Below are 23584 nucleotides of genomic sequence, written 5' to 3'. Positions count from 1 at the left end.
CCTTGAGGCGCGTTCCGCACAACGCCCACTCTGATCCATGGCTTCCGCCTACAAGGCCGGAAGTCTTTCCAGAGTTCAGGGGAGGAAGTCCACACATGCGAAGACTCCACGCCCTCTGGGCCGTGGCAGGAGCGGCCGGACTGCTCGCGGGGGCCATCGTCCCCGCGACGGCCGGTCCCCGGTCCCCGGTCCCCACGTCCCGTGCCACAAGCACACCGGACCTCACCCGATCGGGCGCCACGAGCACGCAGACCGTCACCCTCATCACCGGCGACACGGTTTCCGTCACCACGGGAGCGGACGGCAAGAACGCCGTCGACGTCCGGCGCGGCCAGGGCCGCGAGGCCGCCACCTTCCTGTCCAGCGAGAAGAACGGCGAGGTCAGCGTCCTGCCGACGGACGCGATCCCGCTGATCCAGGCGGGCCGCATCGACCCGGCCCTGTTCAACGTCACCCAGCTCGTCAAGCAGGGCTACTCGGACGCGAAGACCGGCGCCACCCCCGTCATAGCGACGTACAGCAAGGGCAGCGCGACCCCCGAGGGCGCGCGCCGGACGCTCGCGCTGCCCGGGATCGACGGCGCCGCGCTCAGCGCGAAGAAGTCCAGCGCCTTCTGGACGGACATCGCCCCGGCCCTCGGCACCGAGCCCACCGCGAAGGCCGCGAAGCAGCTCGGCGAGGGCATCGACAAGCTCTGGCTGGACGCCCAGGTGAAGGCGTCCCTCGATGTGAGCGTCCCGCAGATCGGCGCACCCGAGGTGTGGCAGGCGGGCTACGACGGGAAGGGCGTCAAGGTCGCCGTCCTGGACACGGGTGTGGACACCGGGCACCCGGACCTCGCGGGGAAGATCGCGGAGTCGACGAGCTTCGTGCCGGACCAGGCGGTGCAGGACGGCCACGGCCACGGCACCCATGTGGCGTCCACGATCGTCGGTTCGGGCGCGGCCTCGGACGGCAGGCTCAAGGGCGTCGCCCCGGGCGCGGAACTGCTGGTCGGCAAGGTGCTCGGCAACGACGGCCGCGGCCAGTCCTCCTGGATCATCGCGGGCATGGAGTGGGCGGCGCACTCCGGTGCGAAGATCGTCTCCATGTCGCTGGGCGGTACGGCGACCGGCGCGTCCGACGTGCTCAGTGAGACCGTCGACGAGCTGTCCGCCTCCACCGGCGCCCTCTTCGTGGTCGCGTCGGGCAACGCGGGCCCCTACGAGCAGTCGGTCGGCACCCCGGGCATCGCCGACTCGGCGCTGACGGTCGGCGCGGTCGACAAGTCCGACAAGCTGGCCTCGTTCTCCAGCCGTGGCCCACGCCTCGGCGACTTCGCGGTCAAGCCGGAGATCACCGCGCCGGGTGTCGGCATCGTGGCGGCCCGTGCGGCGGGCACCACCATGGGTACGCCGGTCGACGCCAACTACACGTCGGCGAACGGCACTTCGATGGCGACCCCGCATGTCGCGGGTGCGGCGGCGCTGGTCGCGCAGGCCCATCCGGACTGGACGGGCGAGCAGATCAAGCAGTCCCTGGCCAGCACGGCGAAGACGAACGACGTCAACTCCGTGTTCGAGCAGGGCGACGGCCGGGTCGACGCCGTACGGGCGGTCGGGCAGGGCGTGTTCGCGACCTCGGCGCTGAGCTTCGGCCTGTTCGAGGACGGTGACACCGGGGTCGTCGGCAAGGACATCACGTACACCAACACCACGGACAAGGCGGTGGAGTTGACGATCTCGTCCACCCTCGCCGCAGCCGCCCCGGGCGCCGGTACGGTCACCGTCCCCGCCAAGGGCACCGCCACGGTCCCGGTCACGGTCGACCCGGCGGCGCAGGCACAGGGCCGGTACACGGGCCACATCACGGCGACCGCCGACGGCATCAAGGTCACCACGGCCGTCGGCTTCGAGAAGGCGCCGAAGACCTACGACCTCGACGTCTCCCTCCTGGCCCGCGACGGCAAGGCGCCCACCGGGGGTTCGATCTACACGCTCATGGAGCTCAGCGGCGCCTACCCGGACGAGTACGGTTTCCTCGGCACCGGCTGGACCTGGCAGGTCCCGGCCGGCACCTACGCCATCTCGACCTGGATCCCGGACCGTGACGCGGGCGGAACTGCCGTCGGCACCTCGGTCGTCTCCAGCCCCGAGATCAAGGTGGACGGGGACACGAAGGTCGTGCTCGACGCCCGCAAGGCGGTGGAGATCAAGCCGAAGACCAAGCAGAACTCCGAGTTCAACGGCTTCAGCACCAATGTGCATCGCGAGGGGCCGGGCAATGCCTGGGGGCTCACCTACAGCCAGGGCTTCTGGACCGACCACGTCTATGTGTCGCCGACCCCGCAGGTCACCATCGGAAGCCTGGAGTTCTCCGCCAAGTTCCGGCTGTACGAGAAGGAGTTGACGGCGAGCGTCACCAGCCCAGAGAAGACCGAGCTGTCCTCGCTCTACTACTCGCAGACGTACAACGACTTCCCGTTGAAGATCAGCGGTGAGCACAAGGTCCGGGCGGTGGACGCGGGCGGCGGTACCGAGGCCGACTTCGCGGGGCTCGACGTCAAGGGCAAGGTGGCGGTGGTCAAGGTCGGCGCCGCGGACCGCGCACAGAGCGCCCTGGACAACGCGACCAAGGCGGGCGCCGGTTACCTCATCGTGTACCGCGACAAGCCCGGTTTCTGGATCGAGGCCGTGGACCGCGCGACCACCGTCCCGCTGATGATCGCCACCGGCGAGGAGGGCGCCAAGCTCACCTCCCTGCTGAAGACCGGCAAGAAGGTCACGCTCAAGCTGGGCGGCACACCGGTCAGTCCGTACGTCTACAACGTGCTCGTCGCGCAGAGCGGTTCCATCTCCGCCAATCAGACGTACACCCTGGACAAGTCCAACACCGTGAAGCGGCACGCCCGTTACTACGGGGCGACGGCCGGCGAGATCGGCGCGGACGCGCTGTACACCTTCCGCCCCTGGCAGCTCTTCGGCATCGAGAGCAGCGTCTACACGCAGCTGGGCACGGAACGTGACGAGTACTACTACGTCGACCCCGACACCCGTACCTGGCACACGGTCTACCCCAACTGGAACACGTTCAGGGGCCAGTGGAGCCCGCTGCGGACCTTCACCGAGGCGGGCACGGAGAAGACCACGGAGAACTGGCTGCAGCAGGTCATCCGCCCGGGAACCAGTGAGGAGTACGGCCTCTCAGAGCGCACCGGCGACAAACTCACCATGTCGGTGGCGGAGTTGACCGACTCCACGCCTGGCCACTACGGGTACATCAACGGCACCGACAGCACCGCGAAGGGCAAGCTCTACGCGGACGGGCAGTTGGTCGGCGACTCGACGTTCGGCGGGTACGGCATCTTCGACGTCCCGGCGGACAAGGCCTCCTACCGCTTCGAGCTGGATGTGCAGCGGCGGGCGGAGTGGGCCAAGTACTCCACGAGCACACACACCGAGTGGACGTTCGCCTCGGCGCACACCGACGCCTCGACCGCGCTGCCGGTGCTCACGGTCGGCATCACCCCGAAGGGCCTCGACCTCCTCAACCAGGCCGACCACAAACGGCAATTGGAGGTCGCGCTGCCGGTCTCCGACCAGCTGGGGAGTGTGAAGGCGAAGAGCCTGAAGGCCTGGGTCTCCTTTGACGACGGCACCTCCTGGAAGGAAGTGAAGGTCAAGAACGGCAAGGCGGGCTTCAAGGCCGCGAAGGACGCCGAGTCGGTGTCGCTGCGGGTGCGGGCCACCGACAAGGACGGCAACCAGATCGACCAGACAGTGCTGCGGGCGTTCGGCCTGAAGTAGGACGTCTGCGACGGTCGGGCCGCGCTCCCCACGGGAGCGCGGCCTTTCGCCGTTCGGCCTACTTGGTGATCAGGCTGCGCAGCACGTACTGCAGGATGCCGCCGTTGCGGTAGTAGTCGGCCTCACCGGGGGTGTCGATGCGGACGACCGCGTCGAACTCCACACCGGTGTCGGTGGTGACCTTGACCGTGGCGGGGGTGGTGCCGTCGTTCAGCTCGGTGATGCCGGCGATGGAGAAGGTCTCCTCGCCGGTCAGCCCGAGGGACTCGGCGGACTGGCCCGCCGGGTACTGGAGCGGGATGACGCCCATGCCGATGAGGTTCGAGCGGTGGATGCGCTCGTACGACTCGGCGACGACGGCCTTGACGCCGAGGAGCGCGGTGCCCTTGGCGGCCCAGTCGCGGGACGAGCCGGAGCCGTACTCCTTGCCGGCCAGGATGACCAGCGGGACGCCCTGCTCGATGTAGTTGCGCGAGGCGTCGTAGATGAAGGAGACCGGCCCGCCGTCCTGCGTGAAGTCGCGGGTGTAGCCGCCCTCGGTGCCCGGCGCGATCTGGTTGCGCAGACGGATGTTGGCGAACGTACCGCGGATCATCACCTCGTGGTTGCCACGGCGGGAACCGTACGAGTTGAAGTCACGGCGCTCGACACCGTGCTCGGTGAGGTACTTGCCACCGGGGGTGTCGGCCTTGATCGCGCCGGCCGGGGAGATGTGGTCGGTGGTGACCGAGTCGCCGAGCTTGGCGAGGACGCGGGCGCCGGCGATGTCCGAGACCGGGGTGGTCTCCATCGTCATGCCCTCGAAGTACGGGGGCTTGCGGACGTACGTCGACTGCGCGTCCCACTCGAAGGTGTTGCCCTCGGGGATCGGCAGGGCCTGCCACTGGGCGTCGCCCGCGAAGACGTCCTGGTAGGACTTGTTGAACATGTCCTCGCCGATGGCGTTCGCCACGACGTCGTTGACCTCGGCCTCGGTCGGCCAGATGTCTTCCAGGTAGACGGGCTTGCCCTCCTGGTCCACACCCAGCGCGTCGCGCGTGATGTCCACCTTCATGGAACCCGCGAGGGCGTACGCGACGACCAGCGGCGGGGACGCCAGGTAGTTCATCTTGACGTCCGGGTTGATCCGGCCCTCGAAGTTGCGGTTGCCGGAGAGGACCGAAGTGACCGCGAGGTCATGGTCGTTGACGGCCTTGGAGACCTCCTCCGGCAGCGGGCCGGAGTTGCCGATGCAGGTGGTGCAGCCGTAGCCGACGAGGTTGAAGCCGACCTTGTCGAGGTAGGGGGTGAGCCCCGCCTTGTCGAAGTAGTCGGTGACGACCTTGGAGCCCGGGGCGAGGGTGGTCTTGACCCACGGCTTGCGGGTCAGGCCCTTCTCCACGGCCTTCTTCGCGACGAGCGCGGCGGCGACCATGACGTACGGGTTCGAGGTGTTGGTGCAGGAGGTGATGGCCGCGACCGTCACCGCGCCGTGGTCGATCTCGTACGTCGAGCCGTCGGCGGCGGTGACCGTGACCGGGTTGGTCGGTACGCCGTTGCTGGTGGCCGGGGAGTCGGAGGCCGGGAAGGACTCCTTGCCCGCCTCGTCGTCGTCGGCGACGTAGTTGCGTACGTCCGACTTGAACTGCTCGGCGGCGTTCGCGAGGACGATACGGTCCTGCGGGCGCTTCGGGCCGGCGATCGACGGGACGACCGTCGACAGGTCCAGCTCCAGCTTCTCGGAGAAGTCGGGCTCGGCGGCCGGGTCCAGCCAGAGGCCCTGCTCCTTGGCGTACGCCTCGACCAGCGCGAGCTGCTGGGCGTCGCGGCCCGTCAGCTTCAGGTACTTGATGGTCTCGCCGTCGATCGGGAAGATCGCGGCGGTGGAGCCGAACTCCGGCGACATGTTGCCGATGGTGGCGCGGTTCGCGAGGGAGGTGGCGGCGACGCCCTCGCCGTAGAACTCGACGAACTTGCCGACCACACCGTGCTTGCGCAGCATCTCGGTGATGGTCAGCACGAGGTCGGTGGCGGTCGTACCCGGGGTCAGCTCACCGGTGAGCTTGAAGCCGACGACGCGCGGGATGAGCATCGAGACGGGCTGGCCCAGCATCGCGGCCTCGGCCTCGATACCGCCGACGCCCCAGCCGAGCACACCGAGGCCGTTGACCATGGTGGTGTGGGAGTCGGTGCCGACCAGGGTGTCGGGGTACGCCTGGCCGTTGCGGACCATGACGGTCCGGGCGAGGTGCTCGATGTTGACCTGGTGGACGATGCCGGTGCCGGGCGGGACGACCTTGAACTCGTCGAACGCCGTCTGGCCCCAGCGCAGGAACTGGTAGCGCTCCTTGTTGCGGCCGTACTCCAGCTCGACGTTCTGCGCGAACGCTTCGTTGGTGCCGAACTTGTCAGCGATGACGGAGTGGTCGATGACCAGCTCGGCGGGGGCGAGGGGGTTGATCTTCGCCGGGTCGCCGCCGAGCTCCTTGACGGCCTCACGCATGGTGGCGAGGTCGACGACACAGGGCACGCCGGTGAAGTCCTGCATGATCACGCGGGCGGGCGTGAACTGGATCTCCTGGCTGGGCTGCGCCTGCGAGTCCCAGCCACCGAGGGCCCGGATGTGGTCGGCGGTGATGTTCGCGCCGTCCTCGGTACGGAGCAGGTTCTCCAGCAGCACCTTCAGGCTGTACGGAAGGCGAGCCGAGCCTTCCACCTTGTCCAGCCGGAAGATCTCGTACGACTCGTCGCCCACGCTGAGCGTGCTACGGGCGTCGAAGCTGTTCGCCGACACGACAGTCTCCTTCATTGATGTGCGCGTTCCACCGCATCCTGCCGCCACGCCTGCTTGGCCGATCCGCTAAGGTAAGGCTAAGTTAGGTAAGCCTTACCGCTGGACCGACGGTGGAGTGGGCCGCGGTACGCCCGGCAGATATCTCGATGTCGAGATAACTCTAGTACATGGGTGGCGGATGGTCATGCCCGGCCGCCGTGTGATGTGGCCGACCGTGCGATGACCCCCGCTTCGCGCTGCCCCCTTCCCGGAGCCGAGCCGGTCAGCCCAGTACGTCGCGCAGGAGCCGTGCGTTCTTCGCCACCTGGCTCGATCCGGTGCGCGCGGCGGCCGTCGTGACCTCGGGTATCTCGCCCTTCGCCGCGCAGCGGGAGGCGCAGTCGATGCCGAGGGCGAGCAGTGCTCCGGTGCCCCGGACCACGGGGTCGCGCAGCAGAGGGGGCAAGGCGGTTTCGAGCACGGACCAGATCGTGGCGTACGCGCCCGACTCGGCGGCCGTCCGGAGGGAGGCGGTCACCCGGTTCGCCTCGACCCAGTTGGCGCGCAGCATGTCGGCCAGCCGACGGCCGAGCAGGCCGGTGTCCAGCCGGCCCCGCCCGGCGAGCACGAGGAGCGCGTCCACGGCCGCGTCGCGCTCGCCCTGCTGGTCGTACGCGAGGGTGGACGCCACGGCCGTGTGCAGCGCGAAGCCCGCCGGGCCGCCGGACTCCGCGGCGAACGGCAGGGCGTGGGCCCAGCCCCGCATGGAGACGCGGTACCTGAAGTAGTCGCGGGCCAGCACGAGTTCGCGGTGGTGCGGCAGCTGGGCGAGCCAGAAGGGGACCATCGGGTCGTAGAGGCCGTTGTTCTCGTGCGGCCCGACCAGGCTCTCGGCGGCCGGGAGCAGCGGGGGGCCGGAGGCCGGCTCGGGGTGGATGTGCTTCACCAGCTCCGACGGGTGCTTGCCCGAGTCGGCGTCGTCTTCGGGGGCGAAGTCCTGGTGCGGCAGACCACCCTCGCGCAGCCACTGGGCCAGCCTCTGCCCGGCGTCGGATCCCAGCTTCCCGGCCGCGTTCAGCACCTTCTCGTCGGCGGTCGGGGTGACGCGCAGCAGCGCCTGGGCCAGGTCGACCGGCGCGGGTGTGATGCCGAGCCCGTCGAGCACCGAGATCCGCTGTACGAGTTCGGCGGCGTCCAGCGCGCCCGTGGCGTCGGTCGGCACGGCCAGCAGGAAGGGCTGTGCGTCGGCCTCGATGATGTCGATCGCCTCGGCCAGGCGCGCCCTCAGCAGCTCCCCGGCCGGGGAGGAGTGGCCGGACCTGTAGCGGGAGGCGAAGTGGCGCTGCCTCGGCTCGTCGCCCCGCAGCGCCCTGGCCACGTCGTACACGTCGGCCTGGGTGACGTCGACGGCGTCGCGGGGTTCCTTGCGCATGACCGGCTTCAGGGCCTTGGCCAGCGCGGCCCGGTCGAGGTGGGCGTGGCGGACCAGGCCGTCCAGGACACGCTCGAACGTCACCACGTCCTTGGGGTTCGCGACGGCCGCCGCGAGTTCCTCGGCGACCTCGACGGCCGTCTCGACGGGTCCGGGCACCGGGCGGGGCTCGGGCACGGCGGGCAGCGTGTCGGCGTACTGGTCGGTGAGTCGGTCCGGTGCGGTGCCGAGGAGTTCGGCGGCCCGGCCCGCGAGGGCGGGGTTGATCCGTGCGGCGGCCGTGCGCAGCTCGGGCAGTACGGAGTCGCCCGCGGCCTCGATGTGCCGGGCGATCACGTCGAGGGCGCGCTCCTGGAGGTCGACCTCCCGGTGGTCGAGGGCCGTCGCGGCGTCGAGCACGGTCCGGGCGGCGCGTGCGGGGTCCTTCCGGGCCGCGCGGTCGAGCCGGGTGAGCTGGGCGCGGACCAGCTTCTTCTCGGGGCGTAGCAGGACCCGTTCGCACACCTCGGTGAGTACGTCGGGCTCCAGCAGCCCGGCCTCGTCCAGGCCGAGCAGGACCTCCTGGGCGTAGGCGGCCACCGGCATCGACAGGTCGAGCAGTGCCACATGGTCCCGGAGGGCGGGGGCGTTCTCGGCCGGGGTGAGGGCCAGGGCTCGCAGATACGCGAGCGGCGGCGCGGTCTCGTCGCGCGTGCCGTCCTGGAGCAGCTGGGCGACCAACGGCTCGGCGAGCGCGACGCGTTCGCGGGCGGTGGAGGCGTGTTCCGCCGGGGTGAGGGCGAGTTGGGTGAGCGCGACAGCGGCGTCCCGCCCCCAGCCGGCGGCGGCCAGGTCGGCGAAGACCCGCCGGACCAGCGCGGCGCGGTCCACCAGGTCCTCCTTGCCTTCCCTGGAGAGGCTGATGAACACGCCCAGCCTGGTGTCCTCCAAGATGTACGCCAGGCCTCTCCTGGCGAGCATGTGGTGGAACGAGCCCGCGCCGAGGTGCACGCCCGGTCGCTCCAGCACCAGCGGGAGGAGCAGCGGCGTCAGATCGTCCGCGCGCAGCCGCTCCAGGAAGGTGGCGCCGGGCCGGGGCCCGCCGCGCAGATGTGCGGGATGCGTCCAGGTGCTGTCGCGCCAGCGCAGCCAGTTGTCGATGAACCCGTCGGTGGTTGGGACGGGACAGCCCGTGTCGAGGACGAGGTGTTCGACGAGGTCGGATCTGAGGCCCTGCCCGGGGGTCAACCGATCGGCGAGCTGTGCAGCGAGCTCCGCCCGCCAGGCGACGGGGTGGAGGTTCACGACGTCGAGCACCCAGACGCCATCGAGGGGCAGCCGAACCGCGTGCCTGTCGTTCTCGGGCCGCAGAATCCAGTCGGCCGCGGCCGCGGGATCGGTCCGGCAGCCGAATTCGGCGGCGAGCTGCGCGGCCTTCCTCTCCTCCGGAACATCATGGAACCACCCGGCCCGCAGCGTCGCGCGCCGCACCTCCAGCGCCTCGGCCTGCGCCGCACGCTCGTCCGGCGTCAGAGCGGCGAGTTCCCGGAGCACCGCATCGACATCGCCCGCTTCCGCGAGGTGGACCAGGTTCATCGGGCGGTCTCCGATCGTGCGGGGGTTGTTGTGGCTGTTGGTGAAGGTGGGGGCGGGGCGGAAGCCGACCCCACGGCGGAAGCCGACCCCACGGCTTCCACGGCAGCTTCCGCTTCCGTGTCCGCCGTCGTGCCCCGCGCGATGCCCGTCGCGAGTACGTGTTTGCACGGGCCGCGTCCGCCCCGGTACTTCGCCCACCAGAAGCAGGTGCAGCTCAGTCGGCCCGACTCGTCGTCGGTGCGGACCACGTGGGCGTCGTCGCCCTTTCCTACGCGGGCCAGCGGGCCGTCGAGGCGTACCGCGCCGTCCGCGACGAGTGCCCGTGCGCCGCGCAGCCGGGGGTTGCGGGTCTCGGCGGCGCCCGCCCGGTAGGGCAGGTGGCGGTGGAAGTACGCCTCCTCTGCGAGGTCGTAGCCGATCTGGCCGGACGTGCCGAGCATGGTCAGTGCGGCGCGTACACGGTCGGCGGGCAGGCCTGTCTGCGTCGACAGTTCGGTGACGTCGATCCGCGGTTCCCAGGCCAGCAGTTCGGCGACCCGTTCCGCGTCCGCTACCGAGGGTCCGCTGGCGAGGTCGTTCAGCACTCCGCCCTCGCCGGAGAAGCCGCGCGAGGCACTCTGGGAGAGCATCAACGTCAGCCGCATGCCCGGCAGTTCGACCTCCCAGGTGACGGAGGTCGTCCCGTCCGGGGAGTCGACGGCGGCCGGCGCGTACACTCGTACGGTCGTCGCGTGCCGCAGGACCGTCCGGAGGGTCAGCAGCCGCTCGGGCCCTGGCAGGCACACGGCCCCTGGTGCCGGCCTGGTCGTGGGACGCAGGGTGCGGCCGGCGGGCACCACCCAGCGGGTCGTACGGGCGTCCGAGCGCTGGGTCGGCCGGGGCAGCGCCCGCAGCAGGGCCGCCGCCTCCACAGCGGGCACCTCGGCGCGAAGGGCGAAGCCCGCCGCCAGCACCTGGGCCTCGGCGAAGCCGCGCAGCCAGCGCTCCGGCAGCGGGACCTTCTTCTCCACGAACTCACCGTCGAAGGTCTTGACGGTCAACTCCTCGGGCCCGACGGCCAGATGAAGCGGGTCGAACCCACCGAGCCCGGCCAGCGCCCGCCGCAGCGGCGGGTTGACGTCCACGTTCGTGGTGCCGTGGCCGACGTCGTCGCCGTCGAGGCCGGGCGCGAGGACGTCGAGCCGGGCGTACACCCCGCAGCAGCCGGAGAAGGACTCCAGCCGCAGCCGGTCGCCGTCGGCCGTCACCACCGGATCGAGCGAGGCCCCGCCGCCCGGCCGGTAGTAGCGGGCGGCGGCCACGTCGGCGACCGCGAGCAACGCCGTCGCGGCGGCGGTCGGCGCGGTCAGGAACCCGCTGAAGAACCGGGGGTTGGCCGCCTCTCCGGCCGGGGTGGCACCGCCGGAGGTCTCCAGCGCGAGGGTACGTCCGGCCGTGGACTCGTGCACGGCCGAGGGCCGTAAGTAGGAGTAGGTCTGCATGAGTTGGGTCACGCGGCACACGCTACGGCCGAGGACTGACACCGGGCCGAGGGGAAGCCCCCTGCCTCCGGCCACTCGGGCAACCGGCCGTGTCGGGAGGGGCACCCCGGCGACCGGATCGGCAAGTCGCCCCGGCCTGCGACGGTGTTCGCCGTGGCCGGACATCCGACCGCGGCGCCGATCGGACCCGGTGAAGTCGACCGCGGTCCGGCGACGCGGCCAAGGGGCGCGGGGCTGCCTTGAATTTGCGGCTACCGCCGCGTGGGCGCGACCAGCCACGACGGTGCCGCAGCCGAAAGACAACCCGTCACGGCACATCCGGCGGAGCGCTCAGCGCCGATATTCGCCGGCCTCGGCCCCCAGCACGTCCAGAAGCGCCAGCGCCTCCGCGCCAGGGGAACCCGGCGGCGCGCTGTAGAGCACGAGATGCTGGTCGCGGTCCGTGAGCGTGAGTCTGTCGCAGTCGACGGTGACCTCCCCGACGACGGGGTGGCGGAAGGTCTTCGTGAGCATCGGCGCGGCCTGTACGTCGTGTCGCTCCCAGAGCCGCGCGAAGTCGGGGCTGCCGTCCCGGAGTTCGTCGACGAGGCCGGTCACCGCGGGATCGGAGGGGTACCGGGCAAGGGTGGCGCGGAGTTCCATCACGACGTGGTGCCGGAACTCGGCCGCGTCGGAGATCCCGTACAGCGGTGTGTCGGGTCGCGTCGGTCCGAGGAACGCCCGGCGCGCGAGATTGCGCTCCTCGGGGGCGAGTTGGGCGAAGTCCTCCATGAGCGCGGCCGCGAGGTCGTTCCACGCGAGCACCTCGAACGCGGCGGAGACGACGAACCCGGCCGTCCGCGGCAGCCGTTCGAGGAGCGCGAGGACGCTCGGGCGGACGTCGCGCCGGTGCAGCCGGGTGCGGATCGGCGCGGTGCCCGCGAGGACGTGGAGGTGGTCGGACTCGGCGTCGGTGAGCCGCAGCGCGCCCGCGATCCCGGCGAGGACCTCGCCCGACGGCCGTGGCGCCCTGCCCTGTTCGAGCCTGACGTAGTACTCCGTGGAGATGTGCGCGAGAACCGCGGCCTCCTCACGGCGCAGCCCCGGTGTCCGGCGTCGCGGTCCGGAGGGAAGGCCGACGTCCTCCGGCCGCAGCCGCTCGCGACGGCTGCGGAGGAACGCCCCTAGTTCCTGCTTGTCCATACCCCGAGTCTGCACCCCGATCGGCGACGGAGCCTGGTACCGCTTGTGCCTGTCTCCGGGATCTGGGGCCGCGCACTCTGTTGGCATGACAACCGACAACAACAACACCCCCACCCCCACCCCCACCCCCATCGGCCTGCTCACCGGCAAGGTCGTGCTCATCACCGGCGCCAGCCGTGGCATCGGGGCGGCCGCGGCCCGGCTCTTCGCCGCCGAGGGCGCCGCCGTCGTACTCGCCGCCCGCAGCACCAAGGCCCTCGACGACCTCGTCACCGAGATCCGCGCCGACGGGGGCACCGCCGACACGGTCACCCTGGACCTCGCCGACCGTACGAGCATCCGCGCGGCGGTCGACCACGTGGAGGAGCTGCACGGACGGCTCGACGGCGCCTTCAACAACGGCGCGACGATCCAGCATCCCGGCCCGCTCGACACCACGAGCGACGACGACATCGACGAGCAGTTCGCCGTGAACTTCCGCTCGCACTGGACGGCCATGAACGCCGAGGCCGCACTCATGCGACGTGGCGGTGGCGGGGCGATCGTCAACACGTCGAGCATCGGCAGCCGCCGCGCGAACCCGGCTCTGCCCGCGTACGGCGCCATGAAGCGCGCGCTCAACAGCATCACCGAGACCGCTGCCGCGACCTGGGGCCCTGAGGGCATCCGGGTGAACGGCATCACCCCCGGCGGCACCGCCACGGAGATGATCGACGCGTGGGAGGCGGCCACCCCGGGCATCGTCGAGCGCATCACCACGTCGATCCCGCTCGGCCGCATGGCCGAGCCCCACGAGGTGGCCGAGGTCGCGGCGTGGCTGCTCAGCGACCGCGCCTCGATGGTGACGGGCGCGATCGTGCCGGTCGACGGCGGCGCGGGCGCCTGAAAGGAGGGGCGTTGTGGCCATCACCACGCCGATCCGGGGTACCCGACGCCCATGGCACTCACATTCCGCAAGAGTTTCCGGATCCTCCCGGGCGTCCGGCTGAACATCAACAGGCGCTCCTGGTCGATCACGTCCGGCGGCGACCACGGGCCGCGGCGTACCCACAGCAGCACGGGACGCCGTACGACCTCGATGGACCTGCCCGGACCGTTCGGCTGGCGCCGCACACGCACCAAGAAGCGCCACTGACGAACGGCCGGGAACCACAAGTACCTGACGGTACGTCACCCGCACGGACTCCCCAGAAGGCGCCATCTCATATCTGAGATAGCCTCAACCCCATGGCAGACGACTACCTCGTACGTATCGGCAAGCTCATCCGTGACGCCAGGCAGCATCGGGGCTGGACACAGACGCAGCTCGCCGACGCACTCGGCACCAGCCAGAGCGCCGTCAACCGCATCGAGCGCGGCAATCAAAACATCAGCCTTGAGATGATCGCCCGAATCGGTGAAGCGCTCGACAGCGAGATCGTCTCCCTGGGGTACGCGGGTCCGATGCATCTGCGGGTGGTCGGCGGTCGCCGCCTCTCCGGCTCGATCGACGTCAAGACCAGCAAGAACGCGTGTGTCGCGCTGCTGTGCGCCTCCCTGCTCAACAGGGGGCGCACAGTGCTGCGCCGGGTCGCCCGCATCGAGGAGGTGTACCGCCTCCTGGAGGTACTCGGCTCGATCGGCGTACGCGCGCGGTGGATCAACGACGGCGTCGACCTGGAGATCGTGCCGCCGGCCGAGCTGGACATGGAGGCCATCGACGCCGAGGCGGCCCGCCGTACGCGCTCGATCATCATGTTCCTCGGCCCGCTGCTGCACCGTATGGACCGCTTCCAGCTGCCGTACGCGGGCGGCTGCGACCTCGGTACGCGGACCATCGAACCGCACATGATCGCGCTGCGCCGGTTCGGGCTCGACATCACGGCGACCGAGGGGCTCTACCACGCCCAGGTCGACCGCTCGGTCTCCCCCGGCCGCCCGATCGTGCTGACCGAGCGCGGCGACACCGTGACGGAGAACGCGCTGCTCGCGGCGGCCCGCCACAACGGCACGACCGTGATCCGCAACGCGTCCTCCAACTACATGGTCCAGGACCTGTGCTTCTTCCTGGAGGCGCTGGGCGTACGGGTCGAGGGCATCGGCACGACGACGCTCACCGTGCACGGCGTACCGATCATCGACGTGGACGTCGACTACTCCCCCTCCGAGGACCCGGTCGAGGCGATGAGCCTGCTGGCGGCGGCGGTCGTCACCGAGTCCGAACTGACCGTGCGCCGGGTGCCGATCGAGTTCCTGGAGATCGAACTGGCGGTCCTGGAGGAGATGGGGCTCGACCACGACCGTACGGACGAGTACGTCGCCGACAACGGCCGTACCCGGCTGGTCGACCTGACGGTCCGGCCCTCCAAGCTGGAGGCGCCGATCGACAAGATCCACCCGATGCCGTTCCCGGGCCTGAACATCGACAACGTGCCGTTCTTCGCGGCCATCGCGGCGTCGGCCCAGGGCAAGACCCTCATCCACGACTGGGTCTACGACAACCGCGCGATCTACCTCACCGACCTGAACCGCCTCGGCGGCCGCCTCCAGCTACTCGACCCGCACCGGGTCCTGGTGGAGGGCCCGACCCGCTGGCGAGCGGCCGAGATGATGTGCCCGCCCGCACTGCGACCGGCGGTGGTGGTCCTGCTGGCGATGATGGCGGCCGACGGCACGTCCGTGCTGCGGAACGTGTACGTCATCAACCGGGGGTACGAGGATCTGGCGGAGCGGCTGAACTCGGTGGGGGCGCAGATCGAGATCTTCCGGGACATCTGACGGTTTTCCGAGAAGGCACTGCCACCGCGCGTGGCAGCGCCTATCGACGCGGCTCTCCGGGGCCGCCCAGGAGTTGATGGACGGTTCCGTCCAGGTCCAGGTGGCGGTCCTCGGTGCCCGCGGGCACCACCTCGAGGGTTCGCAGGAGGAAGGCGTCCAGGGTTCGCGCCGAGGCTGCCACGACGACCGCGTCCCGATTCGGGGACTGGCGCAGTGCGATGCACGTCTTCTTGACCCATGAGCATCGTGACGGCCAGACCTGGACGTCGCCGGCGCCGGTGAGCCCGTGCTGTCCGTTCAGGAGGAGATCGCGGCCGAACACCCAGCGCACGGTGTCATCGGCACTCACGTGGAACGTCAGGGACACCGCGTACGGATCGGTGCACTTGTAACAGAGATCGACCATCACGGGCCGGTCCACCCCCTGGGCGACGACCAGGCGGACCAGGATCCGGGACACCACCAGAGTGAGACTGTCGTGTTCTCTCATCACATCACCGCTCGGTAACCGGTGCGATCAAGGGGCTGCGCGAGTCATCGCCTCACGATCCTCAGGGGCGCGGAAAGTTCCGTCATCAGTCAAATGACTCGGCGGCCTTCCGCGTTCGACTGCCGGTACGGGACGCAGTCGAACGACTCAAGCAACTCGTCGCCGGAACACAGAGGCTGAGGTGTCCCTGGACACGATGAGAGGAACGCCGTGACGATCTCCCCGTGCGCGTCCCCACTCCTCGGGAGCCTGTCGTCCGCCTACGGCATGTACACGGGCTTCGCGCCGCTCTCCTTCGTCCTCGTCGCCGGTCCGGTGCGCGAGATCAACGGCAGGAAGCTGGAGGAGATGGGATGACGACGGCACTGAGCACCCGCTCGGCGATGAGCTGGTGGAAGGCCGCACACTGCCGCGGCTCCGGCATCGAGACCTTCTTCCCGCTTCCGGACGACGAGGCCACCGTCCAGCGGGCGTTGGCGATCTGCGGCCGGTGCCCGGTGCGGATTCCCTGTCGGCGGTACGCGCTGAACCACCGTGAAAGGCATGGCATCTGGGGCGGGTTGACCGAGGAGACGCGCGCGACACTCATGCGCATCGGGCCACCTTCACCGACCGGGCCTCCGGTGGAGTCGCAGCCCCGGTCGGACCGCTGATGCCCGGCTCCGCAAAGGCGCCGCGCGGCGCCGCCACCACCTCATTCCGGGCCGCCGGAGAAGGTGGCCGCGGGCCGTTCCTCATGGAGGGCGGCGAGTACGGCGGCGAGTTTGCCCCGGCTCGTGATGCCCAGGCGTGGATAGATCCGGTACAGGTGGGCACCGACTGTGCGGTGCGAGATGAACAGGCGCCGGCCGATCTCCCGGTTGCTCAGGCCCTGTGACGCCAGTACGGCAATCTGCATCTCCTGCGCCGACAACTGCTCGGCGGTGTTCGCGTGCCGTCGGCGGCTCGACTCACCGGCGGCGCGCAGTTGTTCGCGGGCCTGCTCGGCCCAGGGCTGGGCGCCGACCTGGTCGAACTCGTCGCGGGCACCGCGCAGCGGGTTCCGGGCGTCCACGTTGCGGCGTTGACGGCGCAGCCAGCGGCCGTGGTGCAGGTGCAGCCGGGCCCGCGACAGCGCCCAGCCGGCCGGCAGCGCGGTGAGTGCCGCGGCGTAGCGCTCCTCCGCCGTGTCGTCCGGGGCCAGCACGGCGTCGGTGTAGGCGTGCGCGACCACCATCATCTCCGAGGGCAGTCGGCGGGCCAGTGCTGGAAGTTCCGCCAGCAGTTCCCTGGCCTGCGGCACAGTGCCCGCGGCCACCGCGGCGTCCGCCAGGTCCGGCGCGAGCAGCCAGCGGCTCACCGAGTGGTAGTGCGGGTCCGCCGGATCGAACGCGCGCGCGAGAAGGTCGTACGCCTCGGTCGTACGGCCGTCGAAGAGGGCGAGCAGGCCGTCGACCTGTTGTGCCATCACCGTGGCGAACGGCATCCCGGGGAACAGTGCGTGGGCGCGCAGTTCGCGGATCGTACGCGTCGCGGCCTCGGTCTCGCCGCGCAGTGCCGCCACCAGGCCCCCCGTCGCCTTCAGGCCCAGCCAGACGATCCGTTCCCCGGTCTCCTCGGCCAGGGCGAGCCCTTCGCCGGATTCCTCGCGGGCCCGGTCGAGCTGACCGAGGTACGCGCGCGGCCAGCTGCCGGCCAGCGAGCGGGCCAGCAGCCCGATCCTGCCCTGCGACCGCCACACACCGGCCGCCAGCGACAGGTACCGGGCGGCGCGGGTGGTGTCGCCCAGGACCATCGCGCCGCTGCCGAGGAAGTGCAGGATCCGGCCGTCCTGGCTGTCCGGTTCGATGCCGTCGAGCCGCGCGATCACCTCGGCTCCCTGTCGGTACGGTTCGGTGTACGCCCGTACCGTCAGCACATGCGGGTCGTCCGGATCGGGGTTCCAGCGGGCCAGTTCGGCCTCGGTCCCGGCGCGCACCTGTGCGTCGCCGTCCTGGAAGAAACAGCGTGCGGCCGCACGCCACAGCAGGTTCTCGGCGATGTCCGCGCCTCCCGCGTCGAACGCCCCGGCCGCCGTAGTGACCATCTCCCGGATACGTCGATTCGGTTCGCCCGGGTCGAACGCGGCCTTGTCGGACACGACCATGAGGCGGGCCCGCTCCAGTGGGCCCAGCTCGCGCATGTCGGCGCGGTCCAGCAGCGCCTGGGTGTGGACGCGGTCGTTGATCTCGCTGGCCAGCTCCACCGCCCGGATCAGGATGCCGGTCCGGCGGTGCGCGTCGTGGACGAGGTCGGCCGCCCGACGCAGGGCCGGGACGGCGGCCGCCACCTTTCCCCGGGCCTGCGACGCGTCAGCGAAACGTTCGAGCCGGGCGGCCAGTTCCTCGTCGGGGCCGAGCGTGGCGGCGGCCAGGTGAATGAGCTGACGCTCGGGCATGTCGTCCATCACCGCCGCGAGGGCGCGGTGGGCGGCCAGGCGATCGGCCACCGTGGCGCGGGTGTGGATCGCCGAGCGCATCAGCGGATGCCGGAACTCGAGGGTTCGGCCGATCAGGGTCACCAGGCCCGCGTCGACCGCCTCCTGCAGCGTGTCCACGGAGACCGTCGAGCCGGCGAGGCGACTCGACGCTTTCAGCAGCCGGTTCAGCGGGGCGTTCGGCTCGGCGGCCAGAGCCAGGAGGAACGTACGGCACTCCCGGCTCGCCGAGTCGGAACGCGCGGCGAACGCCTCCTCCAGCCGCTGCGGCAGCGGCAGTTCGTCCGGCTCCGTGGGCATGCCCTTCACCGCCTTGGGCAGCTCGACGAGGGCCAGCGGGTTGCCCGCCGCGCGCTCCAGAATGAGCGCCCGCATCGGCGCCGACAGGCCGGGGGCGCCGAGGTCGAGCAGTTCGGCGGCGGCCGTCCGGCCGAGCGGTTCCAGATGGAGGTCCGGGTGCGCGCTCAGGCTGTTCGACTCGGGGTAGTGGATCCGGGAGGCGACGATGATCAGTACGGGCAGGTCGCGGGTGCGCCGGGCGACGAACCTGAGCACGTCCCGGCTCGACGAGTCGATCCACTGCAGGTCGTCGACGAGCAGCAGAAGCGGCTGCCGGTCGGCCGCGTCGGCGAGCAGTTCGAGTACGGCCATGCCGACCTGGAACATCTGGGGCTCGGTCTCCGTGGCGCTCAACGCGTTGCTCAGCGCCAGCCGGTGCGGGGCCGGCAGGTTCCCGATACCGCCGGCGGCCGGTTGCAGCAGCAGTTGCAGTGCGGCGAACGGCAGCCACAGCTCGGACTCCACGCCGGACGCGCTCAGCACCCTGAAACCGCTCCCGGCGGCTTCGGCGCCGACCGTGCGCAGCAGAGCCGACTTGCCGACACCGGCGGTGCCGTGGACCAGCAGCGCGCCACCGTGCCCGGACGCCGCGTCCGCCAACACCCGCCGGAGGGTTCGCAGTTCCGCGTCCCGGCCGATCATCGCGCGCATGCCGGTGCTGCCGCTCTTCCCCGCGAGTGGGTTGCCGTAATGGTCGATAAGCGATTCCACGGTGAACTCCGTGTCATGGTGCGGATTCACCCCTACTGACCGGAGCCGCCCGCCGATACGTGACAGAAAGCCCGGTGTGACGTCCGTCTCGGCTCTCGGGTTTCGGTGTCCTGGCGCAAGGCGCTTCCCCTCGGCGGCTGTCACACCGTGGGCGGGCCGTCTGTCAGAAGGACGAAAGCGGCCACGAGCCCGCTGCCCCGACCGGGACGTTCTCGCTGGACTCCACCCAGCCGGACGACGCACCGGGTGGGTTCGGGGCTCTACATGGTGCGGCGCGGCGCATGGGAGAGGCCTGCCCGGTCTCGGCCGGCACACAGTGTCGGGTGGGCGGGGGTGGCGCCCCGGGTGCGCGTCACCGCCCGTGCCCGTCGCTCAGGTCATCCGCCGTACCAGGTCCGCCCAGGTGGCCCGCAGCCGCGCGCCGCTGATCCGGCGCTCGCCGCGCAGGTGGTGCACGCTCTCGAAGCTCACGAAGGCGAGCAGGGCGTGGGCGAGTACGGCGTGGTCCCCCTCGGTCCCGGCCTCGCGCAGGAGCGACTCGACGTGGTGCTGGAAGGCGCGGCAGGTGTCCGAGGCGATACGGCGTTCGCAGAGGATCTGGCGGCCCAGCGCGGCACCCAGGTCCTCGTCGTCGGTGATGCGATCGATCAGGGCGGAGCCGAACGCCGTCAGCCGTTCTCGCGGCGCTGCTCCCGGTCCCAGCGGAGGGGGGCCGGAGGTGTACGCCTCCTGGAACTCCGCCTCGGCTTCGTCCAGCAGGGCCAGCAGGAGTCCGTCGCGGTCGCCGAACCGGCGGAAGAGCGTGCCCTTTCCGACCCCGGCCGCCCGCGCGACCTCGTGCATCGTCACATGTTCCGCTCCCCGGTCGGCGACCAGCAGGGCGGCGGCCTCCAGCAGCCGGGCGCGGTTGCGGGTGGCATCGGCCCGCTCCACGATGGCGTCGTCCGGCGTCCGCGTCACTGCTCTCCTCACCGTGGCCGATCGCCCACGGTAGCGACGCGCCCCGGGGCCGGCACCCGACCCCGGTCCCGATCCGACTCGGCCGATGGACCTAGGCCTCTGCCCCTTCCCGGCCGGTGGGCGCCTACCGACGGCGAGCGTGCGGCGGTAGCGTGACCGGGTGCCGGAGAAGAACGAATCAAGCAGCTCGAACGACTCGTACGACAGCTATCGGGAGTTGGGCGAAGCCGCCTGGTCGTGGGTGCTCGACCAGATCCGCGACGACGACGGCCCCTGGCTGCCGGAGACGGTGACGGTGTCCGAGGACTCGGCGCAGGACGGTCCGGACCCCTCCCCCGCGAAGGACCGGGACTCCCTGTACGCGGGCATCGCGGGCCTGGCCCCCGTCCTGGCGGAGATCGCCCGGCACCGCGAACTCACGTTGCGGGAGCGGTCGTTGGCGGCCGGGATCGTGGCCAGGCTGTCGGCGACGGCGCGGGACCGGACGGAACCCTCGCTGTACGAGGGGCTGGCCGGCGACGTCACCGCGCTGAGGCTGCTCGAACCGGGCTCGGAGTCGGTCGCGCTGCGGCGGCTGGCCGAACTGGCGGCCCCCGACGGCTGGAGGACCACCGTCGGGTTCGAAGCCGGTTCCGACGCGCCCCTGAACGACATCATCATGGGCACCGCGGGTGTGGTGCTCACCGCCGTCTGGGCGGGCGGCGAGCACGCGGAGTCGATCGCGACGACGGGCTGCGAGGCACTGCTGCGGGTCGCGCACCGTACGGCGGCGGGCCTGGACTGGGGCATCGGGGCGACCACGGAGTGGCGGGCGCCGAACTACTCCCACGGCACCGCCGGAGTGGCCTCGGCGCTGGCTGTGGCGGGGGCGGCGCTCGGCCGCAAGGACTTCGTCGACGCCGCCGCACAAGGGGCCCAACACGTCCTGTCCGTGGGCCTGTTGGACGACGGCGGCTTCGTCGTCCCGCACACGATCCCGCCGTCGAAACGGGAGGTCGAGCCGGTGACGTACACCTGGTGCCACGGTCCGGCGGGCACCTCGCACCTGTTCACCGCGCTGGCCCACGCGGGCGTGGCGGAGGTGTCGGGGCTCGGCGTCGGCGAGCTGCGGCAGCGCTGTCTGACCTCGATCCTCACCTCGGGCGTCCCGCGGCGGCTGCGCCCCGGCTTCTGGGACAACGACGGCCGCTGCTGCGGCACGGCGGGCGTGGGCGACATACTCCTGGACGCGGCACAGGACACCCCGGAAACGGACACCGCGCAGACGCTCGTCCAGGCGGCCCGTGTGATGGGCGACGCCTTGGTGGAGCGGGCGATCCGGGACGGGGCGGGCGCCCGCTGGCGCTTCGTCGAGTACCGCCAGGAGGATCCGCTGCTGCCCCCGGGCACCGCCTGGATGCAGGGCGCGGCGGGCATCGCGGCGTATCTGTTCCGGCTCGCCCGGTTCCTCGAGACGGGACCGGAGGCCGCGGTGGTGGACCGTCCGGACCAGTGGTGGGCGGTCCCGGAGCGGCTGCGCACCACTCCAGGCGGTACGACCGTCTCCTGAGCCTGGGCGGGAGCGGTCAGGTCAGGGCCTGTTCCGCCCAGATCGTCTTGCCGTTCCTGGTGTGCCGGGTGCCCCAGCTGGTGGTGAGCTGGGCGACGAGGAGGAGACCCCGGCCGCCCTCGTCGGAGATCCTGGCCCGGCGCAGATGCGGTGAGGTGGAGCTGCCGTCGGAGACCTCGCAGATGAGCGTACGGTCGTGGATCAGCCGGAGCTGGATCGGGTCGGCGCCGTAGCGGATCGCGTTGGTGACCAGTTCGCTGACGACCAGTTCGGTGACGAACGCGGCCTCGTCCAGTCCCCACTCGGTCAGCTGTGTGACGGCGCGTCTGCGGGCCTCGGCGACCACCTCGAAGTCGGCGGGCAGGTCCCAGACGCGGACGTGGTCGGCGTCCAGGGCGCGGGTGCGAGCCAGCACCAGGGCCACGTCGTCGCTCGGGTGCGTCGGCAGCAGGGCGGAGAGGACCTGGTCGCAGCGGTCCTCCAGCGGGATCCGGACGGTGTCCCCGTCGGCCAGGGTCCGGGCGAGCAGGGCGATCCCCAGGTCCGCGTCACGTTCGGTGGCCTCCACCAGCCCGTCCGTGAACAGGGCGACGAGGGTGCCCTCGGGCAGCTGGCTCTCGGTGGTCTCGAAGGGCAGGCCGCCCACCCCGAGCACCGGCCCGACGGCGACGTCCACGACCCGGGTGTCGCCGTCCGGCAGGACCAGCACGGGCGGCGGATGGCCGGCGCTGGCGACGGCCAGCTCGCGGGAGACCGGGTCGTAGACGGCGTACAGACAGGTCGCCCCGGTGGCGCCTGCGCCGATCCGCGCGTCGCTCGCGTCACTGTCGTCGTCGGCGGCGAGCCGCAGGACCAGGTCGTCGAGATGAGCCAGGAGTTCGTCGGGCGGCAGGTCGACATCGGCGAGGGTCTGGACCGCCGTACGCAGTCTGCCCATGGTCGCCGAGGCCTGGATGCCGTGGCCGACCACATCGCCGACGACCAGGCCGACGCGCGCGCCCGACAGCGGGATGACGTCGAACCAGTCGCCGCCGACGCCCGCGCGGGAGTCGGTCGGCAGATAGCGGGAGGCGACGTCCACCGCCGACTGCCGGGACGGGCCGCGCGGCAGCAGGCTCTCCTGGAGGGCGAGGGCGGTGGTGCGCTCGCGGGTGAAGCGGCGGGCGTTGTCGACGCAGAGGGCGGCACGGCTCGCCAGCTCCTTCGCCAGCACGAAGTCGTCCTCGTTGAAGACGTCGGGCCGGGTGCGCAGCAGTACGGCGACCCCGAGTGTCGTACCGCGTGCGATGAGCGGCACCGCCACCAGCGAGGTGACGACGGTTCCGCGCAGGCTCTCGGCCCGTTCGGGCGCGCTCGCCATCCAGTGGTCGAAGTCGGGGGCGCCGCTGCGGCTGAGCACCGTCTGCCCGGTACGCAGCGCCCGGGCGGGCGGGGAGTACGGCGGGTACGTGTCCGTGGCGCCCAGCCCCATCACCGCGCCGGGCTCCCACTCCGAGCCGGAGGCGTGGGCGAGGCGACGCAGCACGACCTCGCCGTCCGGGCCGGCCTCGGCGGGCTCGTCGCCACGCATGACCGCCTCCAGCAGGTCGACGCTCGCGAAGTCGGCGAACCGGGGAACGACCAGGTCGGCGAGTTCCTGGGCGGTGCGGTCGAGGTCCAGGCTGGTGCCGATGGAGACGGCCGCCTCGTCGAGCACCGCCAGCCGCTGCCGCGCCCAGTGCTGCTCGCTGCTGTCGAACCCGGCCATCCCGACCGCGCACACCTCGCCGGAGGCGTCCCGGACGGGCCACAGCTCCAGGTTCCAGGCGTGCTCGCGGATGCCGGAGGGGGCCCGGGTGAAGCTCTCGTAGTGCGCGGGCTTGCCCGTCGCGGCCACGTCCTTCAGGGCCTGGAGCGTGCCCTTCCAGTCCACGTCCTCCGGGACCCCGTACGGGAAGACCCGGCCGAGCAGCGCGTCCTCCTCTACACCCATCACCTGGCAGGCCACGTCGTTGAGCCGCCGGTACCGCTGCTCGATGTCGAACACGGACATCGAGTACGACGCCTGCCGGAACGCCTGTTCCACCAGGTCGGGTCCGTCCTGATGTTCGTCGTCCGCGTGCTCGGAGGCCATGGA

15 protein-coding genes are annotated in these 23584 nt (G+C 71.2%); 7 read left to right on the top strand and 8 right to left on the bottom strand.

The window, feature by feature from the left end:
• Positions 1-95: 95 nt before the first annotated feature.
• Positions 96-3785: a S8 family serine peptidase gene (locus ACFYXF_RS36400; RefSeq protein WP_389356224.1), complete on the top strand. Its 3690-nt coding sequence runs from the start codon at positions 96-98 to the stop codon at positions 3783-3785.
• A gap of 58 nt (positions 3786-3843) precedes the next feature.
• Here the strand turns inward: ACFYXF_RS36400 and acnA are convergent, their stop codons facing one another.
• The 4 genes from acnA to ACFYXF_RS36380 all read right to left on the bottom strand — a co-directional run bounded on the left by acnA (position 3844) and on the right by ACFYXF_RS36380 (position 12207).
• On the bottom strand, positions 3844-6558 hold the full coding sequence (gene acnA, locus ACFYXF_RS36395; protein WP_389356223.1) for an aconitate hydratase AcnA: 2715 nt from the start codon (positions 6556-6558) through the stop codon (positions 3844-3846).
• 262 nt (positions 6559-6820) lie between these two features.
• On the bottom strand, positions 6821-9544 hold the full coding sequence (locus ACFYXF_RS36390) for a DUF6493 family protein (protein WP_389356222.1): 2724 nt from the start codon (positions 9542-9544) through the stop codon (positions 6821-6823).
• Complete coding sequence (locus ACFYXF_RS36385; RefSeq protein WP_389356254.1) at positions 9541-11025, bottom strand: SWIM zinc finger family protein; 1485 nt, start codon at positions 11023-11025, stop codon at positions 9541-9543. The genes ACFYXF_RS36390 and ACFYXF_RS36385 overlap by 4 nt, the downstream gene beginning before the upstream one ends.
• A gap of 330 nt (positions 11026-11355) precedes the next feature.
• Positions 11356-12207, bottom strand: coding sequence for a helix-turn-helix transcriptional regulator (locus ACFYXF_RS36380; RefSeq protein WP_389356221.1), 852 nt, complete (start codon positions 12205-12207; stop codon positions 11356-11358).
• 85 nt (positions 12208-12292) lie between these two features.
• Here ACFYXF_RS36380 and ACFYXF_RS36375 point away from each other — a divergent pair, with 85 nt between their 5' ends.
• From ACFYXF_RS36375 to ACFYXF_RS36365, 3 genes are all read left to right on the top strand, one after another.
• Positions 12293-13093: an SDR family NAD(P)-dependent oxidoreductase gene (locus ACFYXF_RS36375; RefSeq protein ID WP_389356220.1), complete on the top strand. Its 801-nt coding sequence runs from the start codon at positions 12293-12295 to the stop codon at positions 13091-13093.
• A 51-nt stretch (positions 13094-13144) separates the two neighbouring features.
• Entirely contained in the window at positions 13145-13342 is a 198-nt protein-coding gene (locus ACFYXF_RS36370) for a DUF4236 domain-containing protein (RefSeq protein WP_369029479.1), read from the top strand.
• A gap of 92 nt (positions 13343-13434) precedes the next feature.
• Positions 13435-14964 carry a helix-turn-helix domain-containing protein gene (locus ACFYXF_RS36365; protein ID WP_389356219.1) on the top strand — a complete coding sequence of 510 codons (1530 nt, stop codon included), beginning with the start codon at positions 13435-13437 and terminating at the stop codon, positions 14962-14964.
• A gap of 40 nt (positions 14965-15004) precedes the next feature.
• Here the strand turns inward: ACFYXF_RS36365 and ACFYXF_RS36360 are convergent, their stop codons facing one another.
• Positions 15005-15454 (bottom strand): SsgA family sporulation/cell division regulator, encoded by a 450-nt coding sequence (locus tag ACFYXF_RS36360; RefSeq protein WP_389356218.1) that lies wholly within the window; start codon positions 15452-15454, stop codon positions 15005-15007.
• 210 nt (positions 15455-15664) lie between these two features.
• On the opposite strand from ACFYXF_RS36360, the gene ACFYXF_RS36355 reads away from it, so the two are divergent.
• Together ACFYXF_RS36355 and ACFYXF_RS36350 are read left to right on the top strand one after the other, a co-directional pair.
• Positions 15665-15811, top strand: coding sequence for a hypothetical protein (locus ACFYXF_RS36355; protein ID WP_389356217.1), 147 nt, complete (start codon positions 15665-15667; stop codon positions 15809-15811).
• Entirely contained in the window at positions 15808-16107 is a 300-nt protein-coding gene (locus ACFYXF_RS36350; RefSeq protein WP_389356216.1) for a WhiB family transcriptional regulator, read from the top strand. The genes ACFYXF_RS36355 and ACFYXF_RS36350 overlap by 4 nt, the downstream gene beginning before the upstream one ends.
• Before the next feature lie 41 nt (positions 16108-16148).
• Here the strand turns inward: ACFYXF_RS36350 and ACFYXF_RS36345 are convergent, their stop codons facing one another.
• Positions 16149-18959, bottom strand: a complete 2811-nt coding sequence (locus ACFYXF_RS36345; protein ID WP_389356215.1) for an ATP-binding protein — start codon at positions 18957-18959, stop codon at positions 16149-16151.
• Between the two features lie 372 nt (positions 18960-19331).
• On the bottom strand, positions 19332-19919 hold the full coding sequence (locus ACFYXF_RS36340; RefSeq protein ID WP_389356214.1) for a TetR/AcrR family transcriptional regulator: 588 nt from the start codon (positions 19917-19919) through the stop codon (positions 19332-19334).
• 160 nt (positions 19920-20079) lie between these two features.
• On the opposite strand from ACFYXF_RS36340, the gene ACFYXF_RS36335 reads away from it, so the two are divergent.
• A complete protein-coding gene (locus ACFYXF_RS36335; protein WP_389356213.1) occupies positions 20080-21468 on the top strand; it encodes a lanthionine synthetase LanC family protein in 1389 nt (462 codons plus the stop codon).
• Positions 21469-21484: 16 nt separating this feature from the next.
• Here ACFYXF_RS36335 and ACFYXF_RS36330 read toward each other — a convergent pair whose 3' ends face one another.
• Complete coding sequence (locus tag ACFYXF_RS36330; RefSeq protein ID WP_389356212.1) at positions 21485-23581, bottom strand: SpoIIE family protein phosphatase; 2097 nt, start codon at positions 23579-23581, stop codon at positions 21485-21487.
• Between the last annotated feature and the right edge of the window lie 3 nt (positions 23582-23584).

The organism is Streptomyces sp. NPDC002680 (assembly GCF_042889145.1).
Lineage (GTDB): Bacteria > Actinomycetota > Actinomycetes > Streptomycetales > Streptomycetaceae > Streptomyces > Streptomyces adonidis.
The sequence above is the reverse complement of the archived record's forward strand: the minus strand, read 5'-3'. Positions and strand labels throughout refer to the sequence as shown.

Bases quoted from the DNA above. Each gene is read 5' to 3' on its own strand.
- ACFYXF_RS36380 (WP_389356221.1), bottom strand. From the start codon at position 12,207: ATGGACAAGCAGGAACTAGGGGCGTTCCTCCGCAGCCGTCGCGAGCGG.
- ACFYXF_RS36390 (WP_389356222.1), bottom strand. From the start codon at position 9,544: ATGAACCTGGTCCACCTCGCGGAAGCGGGCGATGTCGATGCGGTGCTC.
- ACFYXF_RS36370 (WP_369029479.1), top strand. From the start codon at position 13,145: ATGGCACTCACATTCCGCAAGAGTTTCCGGATCCTCCCGGGCGTCCGG.
- ACFYXF_RS36350 (WP_389356216.1), top strand. From the start codon at position 15,808: ATGACGACGGCACTGAGCACCCGCTCGGCGATGAGCTGGTGGAAGGCC.
- ACFYXF_RS36365 (WP_389356219.1), top strand. From the start codon at position 13,435: ATGGCAGACGACTACCTCGTACGTATCGGCAAGCTCATCCGTGACGCC.
- ACFYXF_RS36400 (WP_389356224.1), top strand. From the start codon at position 96: ATGCGAAGACTCCACGCCCTCTGGGCCGTGGCAGGAGCGGCCGGACTG.
- ACFYXF_RS36385 (WP_389356254.1), bottom strand. From the start codon at position 11,025: ATGCAGACCTACTCCTACTTACGGCCCTCGGCCGTGCACGAGTCCACG.
- ACFYXF_RS36375 (WP_389356220.1), top strand. From the start codon at position 12,293: ATGACAACCGACAACAACAACACCCCCACCCCCACCCCCACCCCCATC.
- ACFYXF_RS36330 (WP_389356212.1), bottom strand. From the start codon at position 23,581: ATGGCCTCCGAGCACGCGGACGACGAACATCAGGACGGACCCGACCTG.
- ACFYXF_RS36360 (WP_389356218.1), bottom strand. From the start codon at position 15,454: ATGAGAGAACACGACAGTCTCACTCTGGTGGTGTCCCGGATCCTGGTC.